Origin of the sequence: Marinitenerispora sediminis (assembly GCF_003336425.1) — a bacterium.
In the GTDB taxonomy this organism is placed as follows: Bacteria; Actinomycetota; Actinomycetes; order Streptosporangiales; family Streptosporangiaceae; genus Marinitenerispora; species Marinitenerispora sediminis.
Window position 1 is genome coordinate 41416 of the sequence record NZ_QEIO01000007.1, and the last position, 22325, is coordinate 63740.

A 22325-nucleotide genomic window follows, 5' to 3' on the forward strand; every position below is an offset into this window, starting at 1 on the left:
ACGGAGGGGACGGGCGTATGCCCGTCCCCTCCGCGGTTCGCGGTCGGCTAGACCACCGCGCCGTCGCTCTGCTCACGGGCGGTGCGCAGCTCCCTGCGCTGCTTGGTCTTCTTCTCCCGCACCACGTGCGGCGGCGGGGTCCGGTCGAACTTCTGCAACCAGATCGCCAGCGGCGTTCCCACGAAGATCGTGGAGAACATGCCGGACACGAGGCCCACCAGCATCGCGATCGAGAAGTCCGTCAGCGACGAGCCGCCGAAGATCGCGAGCGTGGCGAGGATGAAGATGGCGCCGATACCGGAGTTCACCGTACGCGGCAGCGTGTGCAGGATCGCGCTGTTGCAGATCTTGCCGAACGGCGACTTCTGGTCGTGCGCCCACTCGTCGCGGACCCGGTCGAAGACCACCACCGAGTCGTTCACCGAGAAGCCGATGACGCTCAGCAGGGCCGCCAGGAACACGCCGTCGATGGGCTTGCCCAGCCAGGCGAACAGGCCGATGACGAGTACCAGGTCGAACGCGAGGGCCACCATCGTCGCCACGCCGAACGACCAGCGGAACCGCCAGGCCAGGTACGCCATCTGCAGCACCAGCGCGGCCACCAGCGCGAACAGCGCCTTGTTCCGCAGCTCGTCGCCCATGCTCGGACCGATCAGCTCGTCGCTGACCCGGTCGACCTCGCCGGCGTGCTCGCCCAGGGCGTCCTGGATCCGCTGCGCCTCCGCGTCGGAGATCTGGCCGGTGCGCACCGCGACGTCGCCGTCGCCGGACTCCTGCACCACGGCCTCGGGGAAGCCGGCGTCGGCGACGACCTCCCGGGCCTCGTTGACGCTGATGGACTCGCTCACGGTGAAGTCCATCACCCGGCCGCCGGTGAACTCGACGCCGTAGTTCGGCGGGCGCACCACGACGCCCACGACGGCCACCACCACGATCAGCCCGCTGATGCCCAGCCAGAGCCGGCTGCGCTTCATCAGGTCCGGGTTGCGCCGGACGAGCCACTCGCGCACCTTGCTGATCCGCGAGATGCCACTGATGGCGGGGTGCTTGCGGACCACCTTGCGGCGCACCGCCCACTCCACGAACACCCGCGCGATGACCAGCGCCGAGATCATCGACGCGGCGGTGCCCAGGCCCAGCGTCACGCCGAAGCCCTGCACCGTGCCGGACGCGAGGAAGAACAGCAGCGCCGCGGCGATCAGCGTGGTGACGTTGGTGTCCAGCACCGCGCTCCACGCCCGCTCGGTGCCCGTGACGAACGCCTTGTGCAGGTTGGGCGGGATCGCCCGGCGGCGGCGGCGCGACAGCACGCCGGCCTCCGCCTGCGCGGTCTCGGCCTCGGTGGCGTCCACCATGCCGGCCGACTTGTTGGACGCGTAGACCCGCTCCTGCCGCTGGTGCTCCTCGCGCGCCCGCTCGAAGATCAGCACGTTGGCGTCGATCGCCATGCCGATCGCGAGCACGAAGCCGGCGAGGCCCGGCAGGGTGAGCGTCGCCCCCAGCGCGACCAGCGCCGCGTAGGCGATCAGGGTGTAGCAGGCGAGCGCCACCGACGCCAGGAAACCGACGAGCCGGTAGGCGACGCAGATGTAGAGCGCGGTCAGCAGCAGGCCGACCCCGCCCGCGATGAAGCTGGCCTTGATGGCCTCGGCGCCCAGGGTCGGGCCCACCGTCTGGCGCTGGATCTCCTGCACCGGCAGCGGCAGCGAGCCGCCCTCGATCAGCACGGCGAGGTCGCGGGCGCTCTCCTGGTCGAAGCTGCCGGTGATGGAGGTGGTGCCGCCGGTGATGCCGACGTCGCAGGCGACGTCGGTCTGCACCTCGGGCGAGGAGATGATCTGGTTGTCCAGCACGATGGCGATGCGGCGCTGCGGGCTGCCCGACTCGTTGCACGCGGCCTGGCCGGTCAGCTCCTTCCACGCCTCGCGGCCCTCGCCCTGGAAGGAGACGTTGACCATCCAGTTCGTCTGGTACTGGTCCAGGCCGGCCTCCGCGCTGGAGACCTCGTCACCCTTGATCGCCGCCGGGCCGAGCTGGAGCTGCTGGCCCTGTTCGTCGGGCAGCGTCAGCGCGACGTCCTCGGGATCGGCCGACTGGGCGGCGGGGGCGCCGCCGCCGCTCTGGCCCTGGAGCAGCTGCTGCAGCTCCTCCTCCGAGAGCGAGCTGCCGCCCTCGGTCCCGCCGTCGCCGCCCTCCTCGTCGGCGGACGACGCGGGCGCCGCCGCGTGCGACGACGGTGCGTTGGCCTCGTCGGCGGGCGCGTTGGCGTTGTCCCCGCTCTCGCCGCCGGCGGGCGCCTGCACCCCGGTGCCGCCGGCCGGTGCCACCCCGACGACGGGGTGGAAGGTCAGCTGGGCGGTCTGGCCGATGATCTCGGCGGCCTCGGTCGGGTCCTGCACACCGGGCAGTTCGACGATGATCCGGTTCTCACCGGAGCGCGACATCGTCGCCTCGCTGACACCGAGGCGGTCGACGCGCTGCCGCAGCACCTCGACGACCTGGTCGGTGTTGTCGGCGTTCGCCTCGGTGCCGTCCTCGCCGTCCTGCGTCTCCAGGACGATCTGCGTGCCCCCGCTGAGGTCGAGCCCCAGCTTGGGCGGTACGAACCACGCGGCGCCGAACGCGGCGACCACGATGACGAGGGAGATGACGCCGCGCAACCAGCGGCCGCCTGCTCCCGTAGAACTGGACAATTGGTAAACCTCTCACGACTGGATGTGGACGTCCGGCGCCTGCCGGAGGGGGATGGCGGGTGCGCACGGCGGTCCACGTCCGGGCGTGGCTCAGGTGCGCGTCGTGGGAGGCGGGGCGCGGCCGAGCGGCAGCGTGCGGGCGCCGGCGGTCTCCGGCCCGGCGACCGCGCCCGCCGGCGGGACGTGCTCCCACCGGCCCCGGCCGGGAAGCTCGGCGCGCCCGGGCAGGTAGCCGTCGGGAAGGTCGCGGGCGAGCGGCCGCTGGTCGCCGCCCCACTTGGCCAGCGCGAGCGAGACCGACGTGGAGTCCTGCGCCGGCCCCACCACGGCGTGCGGACCGAAGCCCACCATGGCCGTCCGGTGCTCGGACGGGGCGGTGGGCGCCGCGGGCGCGACGAGCTGGGCGACGGCGGCGAGCGGCAGCACCGGCGCGCTCACCGTGACCAGCACGGCCGTCAGCAGCGTGGCCAGGGCACGGAACACCGTGGCGGGCACCTTCCTCCGGCTTCTTCCGGGCATGACAGGGCGACGACGGACTCTGGCCCCATACCTTATCCGCACGAGTGGCCGAAACCGTGTCGGCGCCGACACGCGGCGGCGCGCTGACCTCGGGGGGAGGGCGCCACCGGGTCCCGCCGCGGGCCGCGGGACCGGCGGTTTCCCGCGGCGCGGGGGAGCGCTTCCCGCCGGATGTAGCATTACAGGCATGCAGCGGGCACGCATGGCCATGATGGCGAGCCGGATGATGATGGTCTCCGGCCTCCCGCGCGTGCCCTGAACCCACCGCTCAAGGAGGCCCGGCCGGTGCCTCCGCGGATCGGGCGTCGGTGGGGCGGAAAGGTTGCCGATGAGTCGTTACTTCGTCATGACCGCCATTCCCTATGTGAACGGCAGGCCGCACGTCGGGCACGCGCTCGAACTCCTCCAGGTCGACGTGCTCGCCCGGCATCGGCGGCAACGCGGCGACGAGGTACGCGCGCAGACCGGCACCGACGACAACGCGCTGAAGAACGTGCAGAGCGCCGAGGCCGAGGGCGTCAGCCCGACCGAGTACGTCGCGCGGGTCGCCGAGCGGTTCCTCGGGCTGCAGCGGCCGCTCGACCTGCGCTTCGACGACTTCATCCGGACCAGCTCCGACCCGCGGCACCGCCCCGGGGTCGAGAAGCTCTGGAACGCGTGCGCCGCCAACGACGACTTCTACCGCAAGAGCTACACCGGCCTGTACTGCTACGGCTGCGAGCAGTTCTACGCGGAGGACGAGCTGGTCGACGGCCTGTGCCCGGAGCACCTGGTCCGGCCGGACGTCGTCGAGGAGAACAACTGGTTCTTCCGGCTGAGCAGGTACCAGCAGCCGCTCATCGACCTGATCTCCTCCGACCGGCTGCGGATCGAACCGGCCTCGCGCAAGCGCGAGGTGCTGTCCTTCATCGAGTCCGGGCTGGAGGACTTCAGCGTCTCCCGCAGCATGAAGCGGGCGCGGGGCTGGGGCATCCCGGTCCCCGGTGACCCCGAGCAGGTCATCTACGTCTGGTACGACGCCCTCGCCAACTACATCACCGCGCCCGGCTACGGCAGCGACGACGCCGGCTTCGCGCACTGGTGGACCGAGGGCGGCGAGCGGGTGCACGTCATCGGCAAGGGCATCATCCGGTTCCACGCGGTGTACTGGCCGGCCATGCTGCTCTCCGCGGGCCTCACGCTGCCGAGCACCATCTTCGTGCACGAGTACCTCACCGCCGACGGCCAGAAGATCAGCAAGTCGGCGGGCAACGCCAAGGACCCCGCCGAGATCGCCGAGCGGTTCGGCACCGACGCGCTGCGCTGGTGGATGCTGCGCGACGTCGCGCGGGCCGGCGACACCGACTACACCGACCAGCGGCTCGTCACCCGCAACAACGAGGACCTCGCCAACAACATCGGCAACCTGGTCAACCGCACCGTCTCCATGGTGAACAAGTACCGCGGCGGCGCGGTCCCGCCGCTGCCGGAGCACAACGACGCCGCCGCGGACCTGCGCGCGGCGCGCGCCGGCGCCGCTGCCCGGATCGACGAGGCCATGGCGGCGTTCGACTTCCGGCGGGCGGCCGAGGTCGTCACCGACCTCGGCGACGCCGGCAACCGCTACGTCGAGGCCGCCGCGCCGTGGACGCTGGCCAAGGCCGAGCGCAAGGAGGACGCCGCGCCCGACGCGCTGGACGCCGTCCTGGCCGAGCTCGTGCACACCTGCCGCCTGCTCGGGGAGCTGCTCACCCCGTTCCTGCCCGCCTCCGCGGCCGAGATCCTCGCGCAGACCGGCGAGGGCGGCGACCGGGTCACCGCACCGTCGCCGATCTTCCGGCGCCTGGAGCTGGCCGCCGAGGAGTGAGGCGCGCCCGCGCCGGCCGCACCACCGTGCGGCCGGCCGCAGAACGGGCGCGTCCGCCGGTGGCGGGCGCGCGGAGCGCGTGCGGGCGGAGCCGCGCCCCGGACGTGCGCCCGCCCCCAGGACAGGACTGAGAGGACGCAGATGAGCAAGCGCAGCGGCGAGGCCGTCCGCAACCGCAACGCCCAGACCCCGCCGCCCGCACCCGAGCCGCTGCGGGTGGCGGTTCCGGACTGCCACACCCACATGGACATGCAGAGCCCCGCCGTGCCCGAGATCATCGCGGCCGCGGCGGCCGTCGGCGTGACCCCGCTCATCCAGGTCGGGTGCGACCTGCCCTCCTCCCGCTGGGCCGCGGAGACCGCCGCCGAGCACCCGACCGTGTGGGCGGCGGTCGCGCTGCACCCCAACGAGGCGCCGCGCCTCGTCCACGGTGACGGGGCGGCCGGGGTCGAGGCCGCCGACACCGACTGGACGGGCGGCCGCCGCCCGCCCGGCGGCCCGGAGGCGCTGGACGCCGCGCTCGCCGAGATCGACCGCCTGGCGGCGCTGCCGCAGGTGCGCGCGGTCGGTGAGACCGGCCTGGACTACTTCCGCACCGGGCCCGAGGGAGTGGCCGCGCAGCAGGAGTCGTTCCGGCGCCACATCGACATCGCCAAGCGGCACGGCCGGGCGCTGATGATCCACGACCGCGACGCCCATGACGACGTCCTGGCGGTCCTCGCCGAGGAGGGCGCTCCCGAGACCGTCGTGTTCCACTGCTTCTCCGGCGACGCCGACATGGCGAAGGTGTGCGCCGAGCGCGGCTACTACATGAGCTTCGCGGGCAACGTGACGTTCGCCAGCGCCCAGCCGCTGCGGGACGCCGCCGCGGTGGCGCCGGCGGAGCTGGTCCTGGTCGAGACCGACGCCCCCTTCCTCACCCCCAAGCCCTACCGGGGGCGGCCGAACGCGCCGTACCTCATCCCCCACACCCTGCGCGCCCTCGCCGCGACCAAGGGGATGGCCGAGGACGAGCTGGCCGCGGCGGTCGCGGCCAACGCGGCCCGCGCGTTCGGGCTGTAGGCCGCCGGCGCCCTAGCCGCCGTCGCGGCCGAGGTCGCCGGGGACGCCCCACTCCGCCAGCACGTCGGAGAGCCGCGGTTCCGGGAAGTCCGGGGCGCGGGTGACCGCCCCGGGGGTGCGGCCGAACCGCGGGGCCGGGCCGGCGTAGACCCGTTCGCCGTCGCGGCGCAGCGTGCCGCGCGCGCGGATGTGCGGGTGGTCGGGCGCCTCGGCGAGCGAGAGCACCGGCTGGACGCAGGCGTCGGTGCCCGCGAAGACCTCGGCCCACTCGTCGCGGGTCCGTGTGCGCAGGACCGCCGCGAAGCGCTCCCGCAGCGGCGGCCAGTTCGCCGGGTCCATCCGGTCCGGCAGGTCGGCGCCGGAGAGCCCCAGGCCGTCGAGGAAGGCCGCGTAGAACCGCGGCTCGATGCAGCCGACCGACACGTGCCGGCCGTCGGCGCACTCGTACACGTCGTACCAGGGCGCCCCGGTGTCCAGGTAGTTGGTGCCGCGCTCGTCGCGCCACGCGCCCCGGGCGCGGTCGTCGAGGATCATCGACATCAGGAACGCGCTGCCGTCCACCATGGCGGAGTCCACCACCTGCCCGCGCCCGGAGCGCCCGCGCTCCACCAGTGCGGCGAGGATGCCGGTGACGACGAAGAGCGCGCCGCCGCCGAAGTCGCCCACCAGGTTGGCCGGCGGAACCGGAGGGCCGCCCGCCCGGCCGAAGCTGTGCAGCGACCCGTTCAGCGATATGTAGTTCATGTCGTGTCCGGCGCGCTCGGCGAGCGGTCCGTCCTGCCCCCAGCCGGTCATCCGCGCGTAGACGAGCCGGGGGTTCGCCGCCAGGCACTCCTGGGGGCCGAGCCCCAGCCGTTCCATGACCCCGGGCCGGAACCCCTCCAGGGCCACGTCGGCCGCCGCCACGAGCGTGCGGGCGCCGCGCAGCCCCGCCGCGGACTTCAGGTCGAGTCCGGCCACCGGCCGGCCGGCGCTCATGTGCGGCCGGGCCGGGCCGGTGGCCGCCGCGGCCTCCGGCCGGTCCACCCGGACGACGCTCGCGCCGAGGTCGGCGAGCAGCATCGCGGCCATCGGGCCGGGGCCGATACCGGCGAACTCCACGACCCGGATCCCGTGCAGTGGACCCATGTGTGCGGACCTTTCGTGCCTGGGGACGGGGACCTCCATTGTGCTGACCCGCCGGCTGGACCCCGACGCGGGGTGGCCAGGGGGCCGGCGCGCGGCCGGATGCGGATTCCGGTGGATTCGGCCATACCCAAAGCGGGGCCACCGCCCCTGTGGTAACTTCCCGATATCTCTGTATCACCGTGTGGCAGGCGAGCGAGCCGCGCATCCGGCGTGCCGGCCGGGCGAGGGCACCGAAGGCCGCCACGGTAGTCACCCGGGAATCCGCTCCCGGCCCCCTGCTCCCCGTGATCGCGAAGGTCTGAAATCGTGCGTACTGGGTCGTCACGTTCCCGCGGCTCCCGCCGGGCGCCGCGTAACTCCCCGCCGGACCCGAACGGGTTGCCGAGGACCGGGCAGCCGTCGGCGACGCAAGCGAAGAAGGGCGCGAAGGGCGCGGCGCGTCCGAAGCTGAAGCTCCCGTCGCTGCCGCCGCTGTCCCGCCGGTCCCGCCCGGTGGTGATCGGCGCCGCGGTCGCGGCGGTGCTGATCGCCGCGGGCGGCGGCACCGCGTTCGCCATGGACAAGCGCGTCAACCTCGTCGTGGACGGCGAGAGCCAGACCGTGCACACCTTCGGCGCGTCGGTCCAGGAGGTCCTGGACTCCGCCGGCGTGGAGCTCGGCGAGCACGACGCCGTCGCGCCGGCGCTCGACACCGAGCTCGGCCAGGGGGCGCATGTCCTGGTGCGCAGCGGCCGCGAACTCACCCTCGACGTGGACGGCGAGGAGCAGACCCACTGGGTGACCGCGCTGACCGTCGGCGAGGCGCTCGACCAGATCGGGATGGGCGGCGAGGCGCTGGAGCTCTCGGTGGACCGCTCCGCCGAGGTACCGGTCTCCGGACTGGAGGTCGAGGCGAGCCGGGGACGGCACGTCGTCATCCTCCGGGACCGGGTCCGCACCGAGGTCGACACCACCGCCGGCACGGTCGAGGAGCTGCTGGCGGAGAACGGCATCGAGCTCGGGGAGCACGACAAGGTCAGCCCGGCCGTCGACGAGGAGCCGGTCGACGGCATGGTCGTCAAGGTCGTGCAGCTGCTCACCGAGCCCAAGACCGAAGAGGTCCCCATCGAGGCCGAGATCGAGGAGCGGGAGAACCCCGACCTGGAGAAGGGCGAGGAGAACGTCGTCCAAGAGCCGAAGGACGGCATCAAGGAGGTCACCTCCGCGATGATCATGCGCGACGGTCAGGAGACCGAGTACGTCATCGAGGAGGAAGTGATCGAGGAGCCGGTCAACGGCATCGTCGAGATCGGCACCAAGGAGGACGTCAGCCCCAACGTGGGCGGCGACGCCGACAGCCTGAACTGGTCCGCGCTGGCCCAGTGCGAGTCGGGCGGCGACCCGACGGCGGTCAACCCGGCCGGCTACTACGGCCTCTACCAGTTCTCCCTGCCCACCTGGCAGTCGGCGGGCGGCAGCGGCCTGCCCAGCGAGGCCAGCGCCAACGAGCAGACCATGCGGGCCAAGACGCTGTACAACATGGTGAACGGCAACTGGCAGGGCCAGTGGCCCGAGTGCGGCGTGCACCTCTTCGACTGAGCGGCGTCCGCACGCTCCCTGCCGGCCTCTGACGCGGAAGGGGCCCGCCCGATCTGAACTGCTCCCTGGAAGTTGGACTGGCGAATCCAGTTCCATCTACCAGGGAGCAGTCGTATGAGAGCGGATAGCTCGCTCACTTCGGCCCAGCGTGAGACGGCGATAGCGTGGTTCGAGCAGGGCCTGGCCGATCACGCGGTGGCGACCTCGTTGGGGGTGCAGCGGTGGCCCATCAGGCACCTGTACCGACGGTGGCGGATCCATGGCCGGAGTGCTGGTGGCCAAATGGACGAAGAAGTCCTACCCCTTCGAGTTCAAGGTCGAGGCGGTGCGCCGCGCCCTGGCCGGCGAGCCCAAGGCCGACCTGGCCAGAGAACTCGGGCTGTCCTCGCCCAAGCTGCTGGAGGTGTGGGCGCGCACCTATCGCAACGAGGGCGAGAACGGGCTGCGCCCCAAGCCGCGGGGCACCCGCCCACGACCGCGCCTGCGCTTGAGGAGTCCGAGCTGGAGCGGCCGCGCCGCGAGAACGAGTTCCTGCGCGCCCAGAACGCCCACCTGGGAAAAGTGCGGGCCTTGAGGGAACACCGACCAGAGTGAAGGTCCGCGCTCTGATCGCTCTCAAGGCCGAACACCGCCTGGAGGTGCTGCTGAAGGCCGCCGGTCTGCCCCGGCCGATGTTCTTCTTCCACCAGGCCCGGATCCACGCTGGGCGGGCCCCTTCCGTCGTCGCGGCCCGGGGCGGCATCGGCGGAGGTGCGCGCCCTCGCCGTCCGTGCCGGGACGGAGCACACTCCGCGCGGGCCGGGGAAACGCTCGACAACGGCGGGGCGCGGCGCGACCCGGCGGCGGGTCCCCTCCGGCCGGCCGAGGGAGCTGCCGCCCTGCCGGAGCTCCTCCACGTGGTGGTTCAGCGCCCGACCGCGCGGCACCGAGGTCGAGGCCGCCGGCCAGGTGCCCGCGGCCGTCGGCCGTACGCGCACGGCCGCGCGGCGGATCGGACCGGCCAGCGCCGTGAGGGCGTCCGGGAGCGACACCGCCGAGCCGTCAGGGGCGGCGGAGGGGCGAACCAGGCCGGCGGCGAGCACCACCGGGCCGCGCTCTGGGCGCCGAACCGGAGCGGGCGGTGTACCTCGCCGAGATGACGGGGGAGGGGCCGCTGAGCGCGGAGAACCGGCTCCTCCGCGCGGCGGCGGGGCGCACCGGCGGTTGCCGGGGCCCGTGGACCCGGGCCGGGGCGCCACCCGCTCACGGGGGGGGCGGCCGCCGCCCTCGGCCGGGCGCGGCGGCGCGGAGCCCTTCCCGCCCCGTTCTTGGTGCGCGGCCACGTCTGCCCGGCGGCCGACGGGCCGCGGTCCGTCAGGGGCGGCGGGCCACCGTCAGCAGGTGGTTGGAGACGCCGGCCAGGGACGGCTCGCGCTCCACCTCGCGCAGCGCCCACAGCAGGCGCCGGCGGCGCTCCGGGTCGTCCAGCCGGGCGTCGATCTCCGCCTCCGGCAGCAGGCCGGCCGAGCCCTCCACCGCGAAGCGCTCCGGCGCGGGCAGCCCGGCCGCGCGGGCCTCCTCCAGCGGCTCGTCCGGGTGGTGCAGGTACACATCGGTGAACCACCACCACGGGCTGCCGGGCGGCGGCTGGTGCCGGCCCTCGGCGAGGTCGCGCGCCACCATGCCGCGGAACGCGTCGTCGTCGAGCAGGCTGGTGCGGAGGCCGTCGTGCAGCGAGGCGAATCGGCTGATGGTGGCCGCCACCACCAGTCCGCCCGGCCGCACCACGCGGACCGCCTCCCGCCACGCGCGGGCCCGGTCGGCCGCGTCGGTGAGGTGGTAGAGCGGCCCGAGGAGCAGGACCACGTCCCAGGACCCCTCGTCGGCGTCCAGCGCGCGGGCGTCACCGGCCGCGGCCTCCACCCCCGGCAGCCGCCGGGCGAGCTCGACGTGCCGCGGCACCGGGTCGACGACCCGCACCCGGTGGCCGTCCCCGGCCAGCCAGCGCGCGTGCGCGCCGGTCCCGCCGCCGACGTCGAGGATCGAGACCGGTGAGGAGGGCAGCAGCCGGCGCAGGACGTCCTGGGTGCGGAGCAGCTCCAGGCGCCCGGCCCCGGTGCGCAGCCGGTCGTGCTCATCGCCGCCGGCGTAGTAGTCGCGCACGGTCCGCAGGTCGTCGCCGCGGGCCGCGGACGCGCCGGACTCGCGGGGCTCGGTGGGCTCAAAGGGCTCCATATCCGCCGACGCTAACCCGCCGCGGCGGTTTCCGCAGCAGGTTTTCCCGCCTGGGAGCCGCCATGCCGCGGGCGGTCGCGCGCGGGTGCCGCCGCGGGGCTGCGAAAATGGCGGGGTGACCCACTCCGACACCGCCGGCTCCGCCCGGCTGCTCACCCCGGCCGACATCCGGCGGCTGGCGGACCGCCTGGGCGTGCGGCCGACGAAGACCCTCGGCCAGAACTTCGTCATCGACGCGGGCACGGTGCGGCGCATCGTCCGCGCCTCGGGCGTGGCGGCCGACGACGTGGTGGTCGAGGTCGGGCCGGGCCTCGGCTCGCTCACCCTGGCGCTGCTTCCGCACGTCCGCCGGGTGACCGCCGTCGAGATCGACCGGACGCTCGCCGCCGCGCTGCCCGACACGGTCCGCGAGCACGCCCCCGACCTCGCCGACCGCCTGGAGGTGGTCACCGCCGACGCCATGCGGGTCACCGGGATCCCCGGCCCGGAGCCCACCGCGCTGGTCGCCAACCTTCCCTACAACGTCGCCGTGCCGGTGGTGCTGCACCTGCTGGAGCTGCTGCCGTCGCTGCGCCGCGGCCTGGTGATGGTGCAGGCCGAGGTCGCCGACCGGCTGGCCGCCGGCCCCGGCAGCCGCACCTACGGCGCCCCCTCGGTCAAGGCCGCCTGGTACGCCGACGTCCGCCGCGCCGGAGCGATCGGGCGCAACGTGTTCTGGCCGGCGCCCAACGTCGACTCCGGTCTGGTCGAACTCCGCCGCCGCCCGGAGCCGGCGACGACGGCCTCCCGCGCCGAGGTGTTCGCTGTGATCGACGCCGCGTTCGCGCAGCGCCGCAAGACCCTGCGTGCGGCGCTCGCGACGCTGGCGGGCTCCGCCCCCGCCGCCGAGGCGGCCCTGCGCGCGGCCGGCGTCGCCCCCTCCATCCGGGGGGAGGCGCTGGGCGTCACCGAGTTCGCCCGTATCGCCGAGCACCTGCGGGTGCCGGGGTAGGGCGCGTCGGGCAAGGCGCTGCCGGAGTGTCCGGCGGCCGGTGGGGCAACCGCCGCGGTGGGTGCGGCGAGCTGGCCGGATCCGGGCCGCCGGCCGGCGCGGCGACGGCCGCGGCCGGGGTGTGGTCGGCGTCTCCGGACGCCGCGGTCCCTGGCAGGCCTGCCGCGAGCGGCACCAGCGCTTGCGACGTCCCGACCGCATGCGGCCGCGCCACGCCTGCCGGCCGGTGATCCGCCGGTTCGCCGCGGAACCGGCGGTCGGGGCGGTCCCGCCCCCCGGCGCGGTCCGGCCGCCGACCGGGCGGTGCCCGCCGCCGGGCGGCCCGTCAGGCGGGTTCGGTGGCGCCGGTGAGGTCGATACGGGCGCCCTCCACGTTCTCGCGGCTGCGCAGGACGAGCTGCAGCGGCTCGACGCCCTGGTTCACCACGAAGACGATCTCGCCCTCGACCCGGGCGTCGGGCTCGATGGTGCCCCACAGGGTCGCGGCCGCCTCCTCGCTGAACGGCTCCTCGGCGGGGACCAGCTGGCCGCCCGTCCCGCTGAGCAGCTGCCACTCGGGCCGCAGCCGGACCGGGTCGCCCGAGGTGTTGCGCGCCGCCACGGTGAAGACGCAGTACTGGCCGTTGCTCAGCCGGGAGCGGTCCCCGAACTGGGTGGTGCAGGTGTAGTCGGCGAGCTGGAACCGCACGGCCCCGTCGGTCCGCGCGTCGCCCTCCTCGGCGCCGCCTCCGGGGGTGTCCGGCGCGTCGGCGGAGTCCGACTGGTCTGAATCGTCCTGCTGGCTCGTCGTGTCCTTCCACGGGAGGCTGAACCCGTTGGCGCCCAGCGCGGTGAGCGTGCTGAACAGGATGATCAGCAGCACGACGGCGACGACCCCCGCGATCACGAGCCAGCGGTTGCGCCGCGCCGGCTGCAGCGGCGTGTGCGGGGGCGGCGGCACCGGCGGGACGTAGGGCTGCGCCTGCGGCCGCGACGGGGCCTGCTGGTGGTTCGGTGGCCCCTGCTGCCCGCTGGCCGGGGGGATGGGCCCGGTGTGCTGCGGCGAGACCGTGGGGAACTGGCCGGTGTGGTGCCCCGGGTGCTGCCCGGCCGGAGGGGCGGTCGGCCGCGGGGGCGGCTGCCCGTGCGGCTGCCGCGCCTGCTGCGCCGGCATGCCGGTCGGCGGGTGCGGCATGCCGGCCGGCTGGCCGCCCTGCGGCGGGTACGACTGCGGCGGGCCGGCGGGACCGGGCGCGTGCCGCATCCCGGTGAGCGTCTGGTGCGCCCCGTGCGGCGGCCCCTGCGGGGGCATGGGCGGCATCGGGGGCAGGTGGTTCGGCCGCCACGACTGGTGCAGCGCGTGGCTCACCATGTCGTTGGGGTCGTGGGCGCCGGAGGAGTCGCCGCCGCCACCGGCGAGCTCCAGGAGCAGGTCCTGGGCCTTGGGGCGGCGCTCCGGCTCCTTGGCGAGCGCCTTGGCCACCAGTCGGTCCAGCGGGCTGTCCAGGCCGGTGATCCGGGGCTCGGCGAACAGCACCCGCTTGCCCAGCGTCATGGCGTCGCCGTTGCCGAACGGGTGGGTTCCCGTGCCGGCGAACGCCACCAGGCACCCCCACGCGAAGATGTCGGCCGCGGTGGTGACCTTCTCCTCCAGCAGCTGCTCCGGCGCCATCCAGCCCGGGCTGCCCATGACGATGCCCGTCTGGGTGTGGTTGGTCGCCGTGTTGAGCGCCCGCGCGATGCCGAAGTCGATCACGCGCGGCCCGGACAGGGAGAGCAGCACGTTGGCCGGTTTGAGGTCGCGGTGCACCAGGCCGGCGCCGTGGATGGCCGCCAGCGCCGCGGCGACGCCCAGGGCGAAGCCGTGCAGCGTGCCGGAGTCCAGCGGGCCGTGGTTGGCGATGTGCTCGGCCAGCGCGGTGCCCGCGATGTACTCGGTCACCATGTACGGCCGGTTCTCGAACGAGCCGTGGTCCAGGATCTTGGCCGTGCAGAAGGAGGCGACCCGCCGGGCGTTCTCCATCTCGTCGCGGAACCGCGCCCGCGTCGCCTCGTCGAAGGCGAGCTCGGGGCGGATCACCTTGATCGCGACATGGGCACCCTTCTCAGGGGAGCGGCCGAGGTAGACCGTCCCCATTCCTCCGCTGCCCAGTCGCCCGGCCAGCACGTAAGGACCGATGGTGGCCGGATCCCCGGCTGCCAACGGTTCCAGGTTCTTCGGGAGCCCATCCGACGGCAAGCGACCCTCCCCGACGGTGACGGTATCTGACTCCGTCTGGCCCCAAAGGTAGCGGGGATCCTGTCCTGATACCCACCCGCGCAGGCCACGGAGCCCCGGTGAGCGGGGTTCGCCGCGACACCGCGAGGGGAGGGCTCGCTACCGGGACGCCCCACCATCCTGGGTGTGACGCGCGAACCGCACAAGTGACCCGTACGGGGACATGGTTCACGCAGGTGGGGTTTCCTTTACGATCTAGGACTCGTGACCGCTATGACCGCCGTGACCGTCCGGGTCCCCGCGAAGGTGAACCTCCAGTTGGCGGTGGGGCCAGCGCGTGAAGACGGCTACCACGATCTGGTGAACGTCTTTCACGCTGTCTCGCTGTTCGACGAGGTTACCGTCACGCGCGCGGAACCGGGGCCTTCGCGGCTGAGCGTGGCCGGTGGACTGGACTCCCACACGGCGCGCGTGCCGCTCGACGGCACGAACCTGGCCGCCCGCGCCGCCGAACTCCTCGCACGTGAGGCGGGGGTCGAGGCCGCGGTCAGCATCCACCTGGCCAAGGCGATCCCGGTCGCCGGGGGCATGGCCGGCGGCAGCGCCGACGCGGCGGCGACCCTTGTGGCGTGCAACACACTGTGGCGGGCGGGGCTCTCGGACGCCGACCTGCACGCACTCGCCGCCCGGCTGGGCAGCGACGTCCCCTTCCCGCTCCTCGGCGGCAGCGCGGTCGGCACCGGGCGCGGCGAACACCTCACCCCCATGCCGTGCGGCGGCCGGTTCACCTGGGTGTTCGCCCTCGCCGAGGGCGGGCTGTCCACGGCCGCGGTGTTCGGCGAGTACGACCGGCTGCGCCCGGACGCGCCGCGTCCCGAGCCCGACCCCTCGCTCGCCGCGGCGCTGGCGGCGGGGGACGCGCCCGCGCTCGGTGCGGCGCTCTCCAACGACCTGCAGCGGGCCGCCCTCTCGCTGCGCCCGGAACTGCGCCGCACCCTGGACGCCGGCCGCGCGGCCGGCGCGCTCGGCGCGATCGTGTCCGGCTCCGGGCCCACCTGCGCCTTCCTGGCCGCCGACGGCGCCGCGGCCGGTGAGATCGCCGCCGCCCTGGCGGAGTCGGGGCACTGCGCCCGCACCGTGCAGGCGTACGGCGACGTGCCGGGGGCGACGGTGCTGCCCCCGTCGGCCGGCTGACGCCCGCGCCGCCGCCCGCGAGGGTCAGATGCCGCCCTCGCGTGCCGGTTTGAGCAGCGGTGCGCCGGGGCCGAGCGCCGCCAGCGCGTCGTCGCTGTTGTGCAGCTGGCAGGAGCGCAGCGACAGGCAGCCGCAGCCGATGCACGAGGTGAGGCGGTCCCGCAGCCGGTGCAGCGCGTCGATGCGGGTGTCCAGCTCCGCGCGCCACTGCTCGGACAGCCGCGCCCAGTCCTCGACCGTCGGCGTGCGGCCGTCCGGCAGCGTGGCCAGCACGTCGCGGACCTGGGTCAGCGTCAGGCCCACCCGCTGCGCGGCGGCGATGAACGCCAGCCGGCGCAGCGTGGCCCGGTGGTACCGGCGCTGGTTGCCGGCGGTCCGCTCGGCGTGGATGAGGCCCCGTTCCTCGTAGAACCGCAGGGTGGTGTGCGGCACACCGCTGCGCTCGGCCAACTGGCCGATGGTGAGCCGTACCGGAAGGTGTCCCATGTCACTTCCCACTCGGTCGGTGCTCCTTCGTGTTGACCTCTAGTTAACTCGAAGTCCGAGACTGGTCGCATGCCCACGAAATCCTTCACGAGGTACGCCGACCTGCCAGCGCTCATCGGACTCATGACCGGTGACGAGAAGCACCAGGCCGCCGCCGTGTCCACCCTCGACGTGCTGTGGGTGCTCTACGACCGGGTGCTCGACATCACCCCCGACCGCGTCGACGACCCCGACCGCGACCGCTTCCTGCTCTCCAAGGGGCACGGGCCGGCCGCCTACTACGCCGTACTCGCCGCCAAGGGGTTCATCGAGGTCCCCCCGCTGCGCAGGTGGGGCGAGTTCGACTCCCCGCTCGGCCACCATCCCGACCGCACCCTGATCCCCGGCGTGGAGATCGGCAGCGGCTCGCTCGGCCACGGCCTCGGCCTCGCGGTCGGCACCGCGCTGGGCCTGCGGGCCCAGGGGCGCACCCGTCCGCGCGTGGTCGTGCTGCTCGGCGACGCCGAACTCGACGAGGGCAGCAACCACGAGGCCATCGCCGTCGCCGCCCGCCTCGGGCTGGACCGCCTCACCGCCGTCGTCGTGGACAACCAGTCGGCGTCGCTCGGCTGGCCGGGCGGCATCGCCGAGCGGTTCGCCCGCGAGGGCTGGGCCGCCCGGACCGCCGACGGGCGCGACCACGCGGCCCTGGACCGCGCGTTGACCGCCGCGCACCCGGACCGCCCGCTGGCCGTGGTGGCCCGCGTGCCCGCCAAGTACCCCGCCGCCGACCCCCGGCCCCGGGACCAGCGGTCGCCGGCCGGCTCCGGCGACCGGAGCGCCGAACACGGAGGAGCCGCACAGTGAGCACCACCGCCGTCAGTACCCCGCCGGCCCCGCCGACCGTGGTCCCGCAGGACATGCGGGAGGCGTTCGCCGCGACGGTCACCGCCGCCCTGGACACCGACCCGCGGACCGCCCTCGTGCTGGCCGACATCTCCGCCGACCGCTTCACCGCAGCCGCGGCCCGCCATCCCGACCGGGTGCTCAACGTCGGCATCCGCGAGCAGCTGATGATCGGCGTGGCCGGCGGCCTCGCCCTCACCGGGATGCGCCCGGTCGTGCACACCTACGCGCCGTTCCTCGTCGAGCGGGCGTTCGAGCAGATCAAGCTCGACCTCGCGCACCAGGACGTCGGCGCCGTCCTGGTCGGCGTCGGAGGCTCCTACGAATCGCCGGGCATGGGCCGCACCCACATGGCGCCCGGCGACGTCGCCCTCTTCGACACCCTCCCCGGCTGGACGGTGCACGTCCCCGGCCACGCCGCGGAGGTGCCGCGGCTGCTCGGCCCGGCGCTCGGTCCGGACCGCGGCGACCGGGTGTACCTCCGGCTGTCCGCCCGCGGCAACACGGCCGCGCGGCCGGTCGGCCAGGGGCTCGTCGTCGTCCGCGCCGGCTCCGCGCGCTCCCGCGGCGTCGTGGTCGCTGTCGGACCGATGCTGGACCGGGCGCTCGCCGCGACCGCCGGCCTCGACGTGACCGTCTGCTACCTGGCGACGGTCCGCCCCTTCGACCGCGCCGGACTGCACGCCGCCGTCGCCGCCGCCGGCCGCCCGGACGTGCTGCTGGTGGAGCCCTACCTGGCCGGCACCTCCGCCCACGAGGTCGCCGCGGCGCTCGCCGACCGCCGGCACCGGCAGCGGGGGCTCGGGGTCGGCAGGGCCACCGAGGTGCGCGGCTACGGGACCGCGGAGGAGCACGACCGGGTGCACGGGCTCGACACCGCCGGTATCGCGGCCGCGGCCCGTGACTTCTTCCTGGACTGAACCGCACGGGGGCACCGTCCGGTGGTCGGCGCACGGCGCCGGAGCCCGCACAATGGGATACACGATGAATCTCGTCAACCTTCAGGACGTATCCCTGGCCTACGGCCCGCTGGTACTGCTCGACGGCGTCTCCCTCGGCGTCGAGGAGAACGAGCGCATCGGCGTCGTCGGCCGCAACGGCGGCGGCAAGTCGACGCTGGTGTCCGTCATCGCCGCGCGGACCGAACCCGACTCCGGGCGGGTCGTGCACGCCCGCGGGCTGCGCGTGGGCTTCCTGCACCAGCGCGACGCCTTCCCCGACGAGACGGTGGGCCGCTTCGTGCTCGGCGAACGCGCGGAGCACGAGTGGGCCGGCGACGCCCGGGTCCGCGACGTGCTGCGCGGGCTGCTCGGCGGGTGGGACCTCGGCGCCGCCATGGCGAACCTGTCCGGCGGCGAGCGCCGCCGCGCCGCGCTGGCCCGGCTGCTCGTGGAGACGCACGACCTGATCATCCTGGACGAGCCGACGAACCACCTCGACATCGAGGGCATCGCCTGGCTCGCCGAGCACGTCCGCAACCGCCGCGAGGCGCTGGTGGTGGTCACCCACGACCGGTGGTTCCTGGACGCCGTCACCACCCGCACGTGGGAGGTCGTGGACGGCCGGGTCGAGCGCTACGAGGGCGGCTACGCCGCCTACGTGCTGGCCAAGGCCGAGCGCCACCGGCTGGCCGCGGCCGCCGAGGAGCGCCGGCAGAACCTCATGCGCAAGGAGCTGGCCTGGCTGCGCCGCGGCCCGCCCGCCCGCACCTCCAAGCCCAAGTTCCGGATCGACGCCGCCAACGCCCTCATCGCCGACGAACCGCCGGTCCGCGACACCGTGGAGCTGGTGCGGTTCGCCAGTGCCCGGCTCGGCAAGACCGTCCTGGACGCCGAGGACGTCACCGTACGCGCCGGCGATCGCACGCTGCTGGACCGGCTCACCTGGCAGCTCGGCCCGGGCGACCGGGTCGGCCTGGTCGGGGTGAACGGATCCGGCAAGACCTCCCTGCTGCGGCTGCTCGCGGGTGAGCGGACTCCTGACGCCGGAGCCGTGCGGCGCGGCCGGACCGTCCGGCTCGCCCACCTGTCGCAGAACCTGACCGAGCTGCGCCCCGACCGCCGCCCCCTGGAGGCGGTCGAGGAGATCCGCACGGCCATCACCATCGGCCGCAAGGAGCAGAGCGCCAGCCAGATGCTGGAGCGGTTCGGCTTCCGCGGCGAGCGGCAGTGGACGCCCATCGGCGACCTCTCCGGCGGCGAGCGGCGCCGGCTGCAGCTGCTCCGGCTGCTCATGGACGAGCCGAACGTGCTGCTGCTGGACGAGCCGACCAACGACCTCGACATCGAGACCCTGACCGAGCTGGAGGACCTGCTCGACGGCTGGCCGGGGTCGCTGGTGCTGGTCAGCCACGACCGGTACTTCCTCGAACGCGTCTGCGACCGGGTGCTCGCGCTCCTCGGCGACGGCCGGCTGGCGTTCCTGCCCGGCGGGGTGGACGAGTACCTGGAGCGCCGCGCCGCCGCGGGCGAGGGCGGCCGGACGCCCGGGGTGCGGACCGCGCCGGCGGAGCCGGACGCGGCCGCCGCGGGCGCGAAGGAGGCGCCGTCCGGGGCCGGCCTGTCACCGGCGGAGCGCCGGGCGGCGCAGAAGGAGATGCAGCGCATCGAGCGCCGCATCGACCGGATCGGCGTCCGCGAGGGCGAGCTGCACACGGCGATGGCCGCGGCGGCTGACGACTACGCGCGGCTCGCCGACCTCGACTCCGAGCTGAAGGCCCTCGTCGCGGAGAAGGAGGAGCTGGAGGAGCTCTGGCTGGCCGAGGCGGAGCGGCTCGGCGAGTAGCCGGGGCGCGCGCCGGTGCCCCGGTCGGCCACCGCGGCCGCCGGCCGGGGGCGGCGCCCGTGGTGGGGCGGGCCGCGTCCGGCGACCGCGGTCAGGCGGTCGCTGGCCGCATGCGGCCAGCTAGCCGCGGGACGCGCCGGGCGGTTCGTCCAGGGGGGCGAGGAGGCCGCGCAGCAGGGCCGCGAGGCGGTCCCGGTCGCGTCGGGGCATCGTGCCGAGGATGGACCGCTCGTAGACGAGCAGGTCGGCCAGAGCGGCGTCCACCCGCTCGCGTCCCTCGCCGGTGAGCCGCACCAGGACCCCGCGCTTGTCGGCGGGGTCGGGGAAGCGCCGCACCAGCCCGGCGGCGGCGAGGCGGTCGATCCGGTTGGTCATGGTGCCGGACGTCACGAGGGTGGCCCGCAGCAGCCGGCCCGGGCTCAGCTCGTAGGGGGAGCCGGACCGCCGGAGCTCGGCGAGCACGTCGAACTCCCACGGCTCCAGGCCGTGCCGGGTGAACACCGTGCGCCGGGCGCGGTCCAGGTGGCGGGCCAGCCGGGAGACCCGGCTGAGGACCTGGAGCGGCTCGACGTCGAGGTCCGGACGCTCCGTCCGCCACGCCTCGACCAGCCCGTCAACCTCATCGCGCATGCCGGACAGTTTATCTTGATGTCAAGATACCCGTGCCGTTCCGGGCGGCACGGGCTCGGCGGTCAGTCGGTGCGGCGTCTGCGCTGCAGCGTCTCCAGCCGCGGCTTGGGGTCCAGGCTGGAGAGCCCGTTCCAGGCGAGGTTCACCAGGTGGGCGGCCACCACCTCGCGCTTGGGCTTGCGGACCTCCAGCCACCACTGGCCGGTCAGGGCGACCATGCCCACCAGGGACTGGGCGTACATGGGGGCCAGCTTCGGGTCGTAGCCGCGGGAGCGGAACTCGTCGGCGAGGAGGTGCTCCACCTGGGTGGCGATGTCGCTGATGAGGCTCGCGAAGCTGCCCGTTCCGGAGGCCGCGTGCGAGTCGCGGGCGAGGATGCGGAAGCCCTGGCTGCTCTCCTCGACGTAGCGCAGCAGCGCCAGCGCCGCGTTCTCCAGCTTGGCGCGGGCGTGCTCACCGATCAGCGCCTCGCTGACCATGCCCAGCAGCTGCTGCATCTCGCGGTCGACCACGACCGCGTAGATGCCCTCCTTGCCGCCGAAGTGCTCGTAGACCACGGGCTTGGAGACCCCGGCGCGCGCCGCGATCTCCTCGATCGAGGTGCCGTCGAAGCCGCGTTCGGCGAACAGCTGCCGGCCGATGTCCAGAAGCTGTTCCCTGCGCTCCTTACCGGTCATGCGCTTGCGGCGCGACCGGGGTTTCTGCTCGCTCACGGCTTCCATGATGGCCAACCAATCTAGCCGGTGACCCGCTTGGCCGCGAGGCGTTCGGCGTTGGGCCAGCGGACCTTCGAGGCCCACCCGAGCTTCTCGAAGACCCAGATGGCCCGGGCGGAGATGTCGATCTGGCCCTTGAGCACGCCGTGGCGGGCGCACGTGGGGTCAGCGTGGTGCAGGTTGTGCCAGGACTCCCCGAACGACGGGATCGCCAGCCACCACACGTTACGGGACCGGTCCCGCACCTCGAAGTTCTCCTCCCCGATGGTGTGGCAGATGGAGTTGACCGACCAGGTCACGTGGTGCAGCAGGGCCACGCGGACCAGGCCGCCCCAGAAGAACGCGGTGAACGCGCCCCACCACGACATGGTGACCAGGCCGCCGATGACCGCGGGGGCGAGCAGCGAGAAGACCACGATCGCGCCGAACCACCGGTCGATGCGGACGATGTCGCGGTCCCGGAGCAGGTCGGGCGCGAACCGCTTGGGAGAGGTCTTCTCGTCGCTGAGGAACATCCACGCCATGTGGGCGTAGAAGAGGCCCTTGGCCACCGAGCGCCAGTCGTCGCCGAACCGCCAGGGCGAGTGCGGGTCGCCCTCGTGGTCGGAGTACTTGTGGTGCCTCCGGTGGTCGGCCACCCACTTGATGACGCCGCCCTCGATGGCGAGGCTGCCCGCGAGCGCGAGCGCGATGCGCAGCGGCCGGTTGGCCTTGAAGGAGCCGTGGGTGAAGTGCCGGTGGAAGCCGACCGTGATGCCCAGTCCGCCGATGACGTAGAAGACGGCGCCGATGGCGATGTCCGTCCAGGTCAGGCCCCAGCCCCACGCGAACGGGACCGCCGCGAGCAGCGCCAGGAGCGGCACGAGGACGAAGAAGAAGACCGTGACGCGTTCGGCCTTCCCCCGTCCCTGGGGGTCGAGCTCCGGCTCCGGAGCGGGTTTCGTGGAGTTGAGCGTCAACTCTGCGGTCATCTGGTCCACCTGTCCCTGACGGCCGCGCCGCCGGGCGGACCGTTGGCGCCGGGGCCGGCGCCCTGTCTCCCGACCGCTCGGCGATCGTGCTGAAAACCTATACCTACGTAACCGTAACCTACGGCGACGTAGGTTTGGCAAGACGGCGGGCCCGAACTTCTCGCAAAGCCGGCGGGTCGTATTGGAGATGCCCCGGGACGTGCCAGGCGTTATCGTGTCTCTGGATACGGCGGCGGGCCTCGCGTCCGCTCACCGCGACAGGCGGCGTGTCCGTCTCATTCCCGGGTGATGTAATCGGCAGCATTTCGGATTTTGGTTCCGACCGTCCAGGTTCGAGTCCTGGCCCGGGAGCGCCTGGCCCACCAGCCCGGACGCCGGCCCCCGAACCGGCCGCGCCGGTCCGCCGCGGCCCCGTTCCCCAGCGCCCCGGG

The 22325-nt window shown here is 74.2% G+C and carries 18 protein-coding genes and 1 tRNA gene; 10 read left to right on the forward strand and 9 right to left on the reverse strand.

The features are described 5' to 3' along the window. Positions 1 to 47 precede the first annotated feature (47 nt). Both secD and DEF28_RS02330 read right to left on the reverse strand, forming a co-directional pair. A complete protein-coding gene (gene secD, locus DEF28_RS02325) occupies positions 48 to 2693 on the reverse strand; it encodes a protein translocase subunit SecD (RefSeq protein WP_114400053.1) in 2646 nt (881 codons plus the stop codon). Between the two features lie 90 nt (positions 2694 to 2783). Next, the gene (locus DEF28_RS02330) at positions 2784 to 3176 is read right to left on the reverse strand and encodes a hypothetical protein (RefSeq protein ID WP_147280230.1); all 393 of its coding nucleotides are present in this window, start codon (positions 3174 to 3176) and stop codon (positions 2784 to 2786) included. 364 nt (positions 3177 to 3540) lie between these two features. On the opposite strand from DEF28_RS02330, the gene DEF28_RS02335 reads away from it, so the two are divergent. Next, positions 3541 to 5058 carry a methionine--tRNA ligase gene (locus DEF28_RS02335; protein ID WP_114400051.1) on the forward strand — a complete coding sequence of 506 codons (1518 nt, stop codon included), beginning with the start codon at positions 3541 to 3543 and terminating at the stop codon, positions 5056 to 5058. 141 nt (positions 5059 to 5199) lie between these two features. Next, complete coding sequence (locus DEF28_RS02340; protein WP_114400050.1) at positions 5200 to 6120, forward strand: TatD family hydrolase; 921 nt, start codon at positions 5200 to 5202, stop codon at positions 6118 to 6120. Between the two features lie 12 nt (positions 6121 to 6132). On the opposite strand, the gene DEF28_RS02345 is transcribed toward DEF28_RS02340, so the two are convergent. Continuing rightward, positions 6133 to 7248 carry a CaiB/BaiF CoA transferase family protein gene (locus tag DEF28_RS02345; RefSeq protein WP_114400049.1) on the reverse strand — a complete coding sequence of 372 codons (1116 nt, stop codon included), beginning with the start codon at positions 7246 to 7248 and terminating at the stop codon, positions 6133 to 6135. Between the two features lie 378 nt (positions 7249 to 7626). Between DEF28_RS02345 and DEF28_RS02350 the strand changes: the two genes are divergently transcribed. After that, positions 7627 to 8826, forward strand: coding sequence for a ubiquitin-like domain-containing protein (locus tag DEF28_RS02350; RefSeq protein ID WP_309485846.1), 1200 nt, complete (start codon positions 7627 to 7629; stop codon positions 8824 to 8826). Positions 8827 to 9085: 259 nt separating this feature from the next. Then, positions 9086 to 9400 carry a helix-turn-helix domain-containing protein gene (locus DEF28_RS02355; RefSeq protein ID WP_114400048.1) on the forward strand — a complete coding sequence of 105 codons (315 nt, stop codon included), beginning with the start codon at positions 9086 to 9088 and terminating at the stop codon, positions 9398 to 9400. 779 nt (positions 9401 to 10179) lie between these two features. Here DEF28_RS02355 and DEF28_RS02365 read toward each other — a convergent pair. Then, entirely contained in the window at positions 10180 to 11040 is an 861-nt protein-coding gene (locus tag DEF28_RS02365) for a class I SAM-dependent methyltransferase (protein ID WP_114399870.1), read from the reverse strand. A 115-nt stretch (positions 11041 to 11155) separates the two neighbouring features. Between DEF28_RS02365 and rsmA the strand changes: the two genes are divergently transcribed. Next, on the forward strand, positions 11156 to 12031 hold the full coding sequence (gene rsmA / locus DEF28_RS02370) for a 16S rRNA (adenine(1518)-N(6)/adenine(1519)-N(6))-dimethyltransferase RsmA (protein WP_114399871.1): 876 nt from the start codon (positions 11156 to 11158) through the stop codon (positions 12029 to 12031). A gap of 325 nt (positions 12032 to 12356) precedes the next feature. Here rsmA and DEF28_RS02375 read toward each other — a convergent pair whose 3' ends face one another. Further along, positions 12357 to 14249 carry a protein kinase domain-containing protein gene (locus tag DEF28_RS02375; RefSeq protein ID WP_114399872.1) on the reverse strand — a complete coding sequence of 631 codons (1893 nt, stop codon included), beginning with the start codon at positions 14247 to 14249 and terminating at the stop codon, positions 12357 to 12359. A 252-nt stretch (positions 14250 to 14501) separates the two neighbouring features. Between DEF28_RS02375 and DEF28_RS02380 the strand changes: the two genes are divergently transcribed. After that, positions 14502 to 15422, forward strand: a complete 921-nt coding sequence (locus tag DEF28_RS02380; RefSeq protein WP_181874406.1) for a 4-(cytidine 5'-diphospho)-2-C-methyl-D-erythritol kinase — start codon at positions 14502 to 14504, stop codon at positions 15420 to 15422. Positions 15423 to 15446: 24 nt separating this feature from the next. Here the strand turns inward: DEF28_RS02380 and soxR are convergent, their stop codons facing one another. Beyond that, positions 15447 to 15908 carry a redox-sensitive transcriptional activator SoxR gene (gene soxR, locus DEF28_RS02385; protein ID WP_114399874.1) on the reverse strand — a complete coding sequence of 154 codons (462 nt, stop codon included), beginning with the start codon at positions 15906 to 15908 and terminating at the stop codon, positions 15447 to 15449. Positions 15909 to 15977: 69 nt separating this feature from the next. On the opposite strand from soxR, the gene DEF28_RS02390 reads away from it, so the two are divergent. The 3 genes from DEF28_RS02390 to DEF28_RS02400 all read left to right on the forward strand — a co-directional run bounded on the left by DEF28_RS02390 (position 15978) and on the right by DEF28_RS02400 (position 19577). Continuing rightward, positions 15978 to 16754 carry a thiamine pyrophosphate-dependent enzyme gene (locus tag DEF28_RS02390; protein ID WP_114399875.1) on the forward strand — a complete coding sequence of 259 codons (777 nt, stop codon included), beginning with the start codon at positions 15978 to 15980 and terminating at the stop codon, positions 16752 to 16754. 53 nt (positions 16755 to 16807) lie between these two features. Further along, a complete protein-coding gene (locus DEF28_RS02395; protein WP_114399879.1) occupies positions 16808 to 17713 on the forward strand; it encodes a transketolase family protein in 906 nt (301 codons plus the stop codon). A 64-nt stretch (positions 17714 to 17777) separates the two neighbouring features. Further along, positions 17778 to 19577, forward strand: a complete 1800-nt coding sequence (locus DEF28_RS02400) for an ABC-F family ATP-binding cassette domain-containing protein (protein ID WP_114399880.1) — start codon at positions 17778 to 17780, stop codon at positions 19575 to 19577. Between the two features lie 120 nt (positions 19578 to 19697). Here DEF28_RS02400 and DEF28_RS02405 read toward each other — a convergent pair whose 3' ends face one another. The 3 genes from DEF28_RS02405 to DEF28_RS02415 all read right to left on the reverse strand — a co-directional run bounded on the left by DEF28_RS02405 (position 19698) and on the right by DEF28_RS02415 (position 21894). Then, positions 19698 to 20207: a MarR family winged helix-turn-helix transcriptional regulator gene (locus tag DEF28_RS02405; protein WP_114399876.1), complete on the reverse strand. Its 510-nt coding sequence runs from the start codon at positions 20205 to 20207 to the stop codon at positions 19698 to 19700. A 62-nt stretch (positions 20208 to 20269) separates the two neighbouring features. Continuing rightward, complete coding sequence (locus DEF28_RS02410; RefSeq protein WP_114399877.1) at positions 20270 to 20929, reverse strand: TetR/AcrR family transcriptional regulator; 660 nt, start codon at positions 20927 to 20929, stop codon at positions 20270 to 20272. A gap of 14 nt (positions 20930 to 20943) precedes the next feature. Then, complete coding sequence (locus DEF28_RS02415; RefSeq protein ID WP_114399878.1) at positions 20944 to 21894, reverse strand: acyl-CoA desaturase; 951 nt, start codon at positions 21892 to 21894, stop codon at positions 20944 to 20946. Positions 21895 to 22173: 279 nt separating this feature from the next. On the opposite strand from DEF28_RS02415, the gene DEF28_RS02420 reads away from it, so the two are divergent. Next, positions 22174 to 22245, forward strand: a tRNA-Gln gene (locus DEF28_RS02420). Positions 22246 to 22325: the final 80 nt, after the last annotated feature.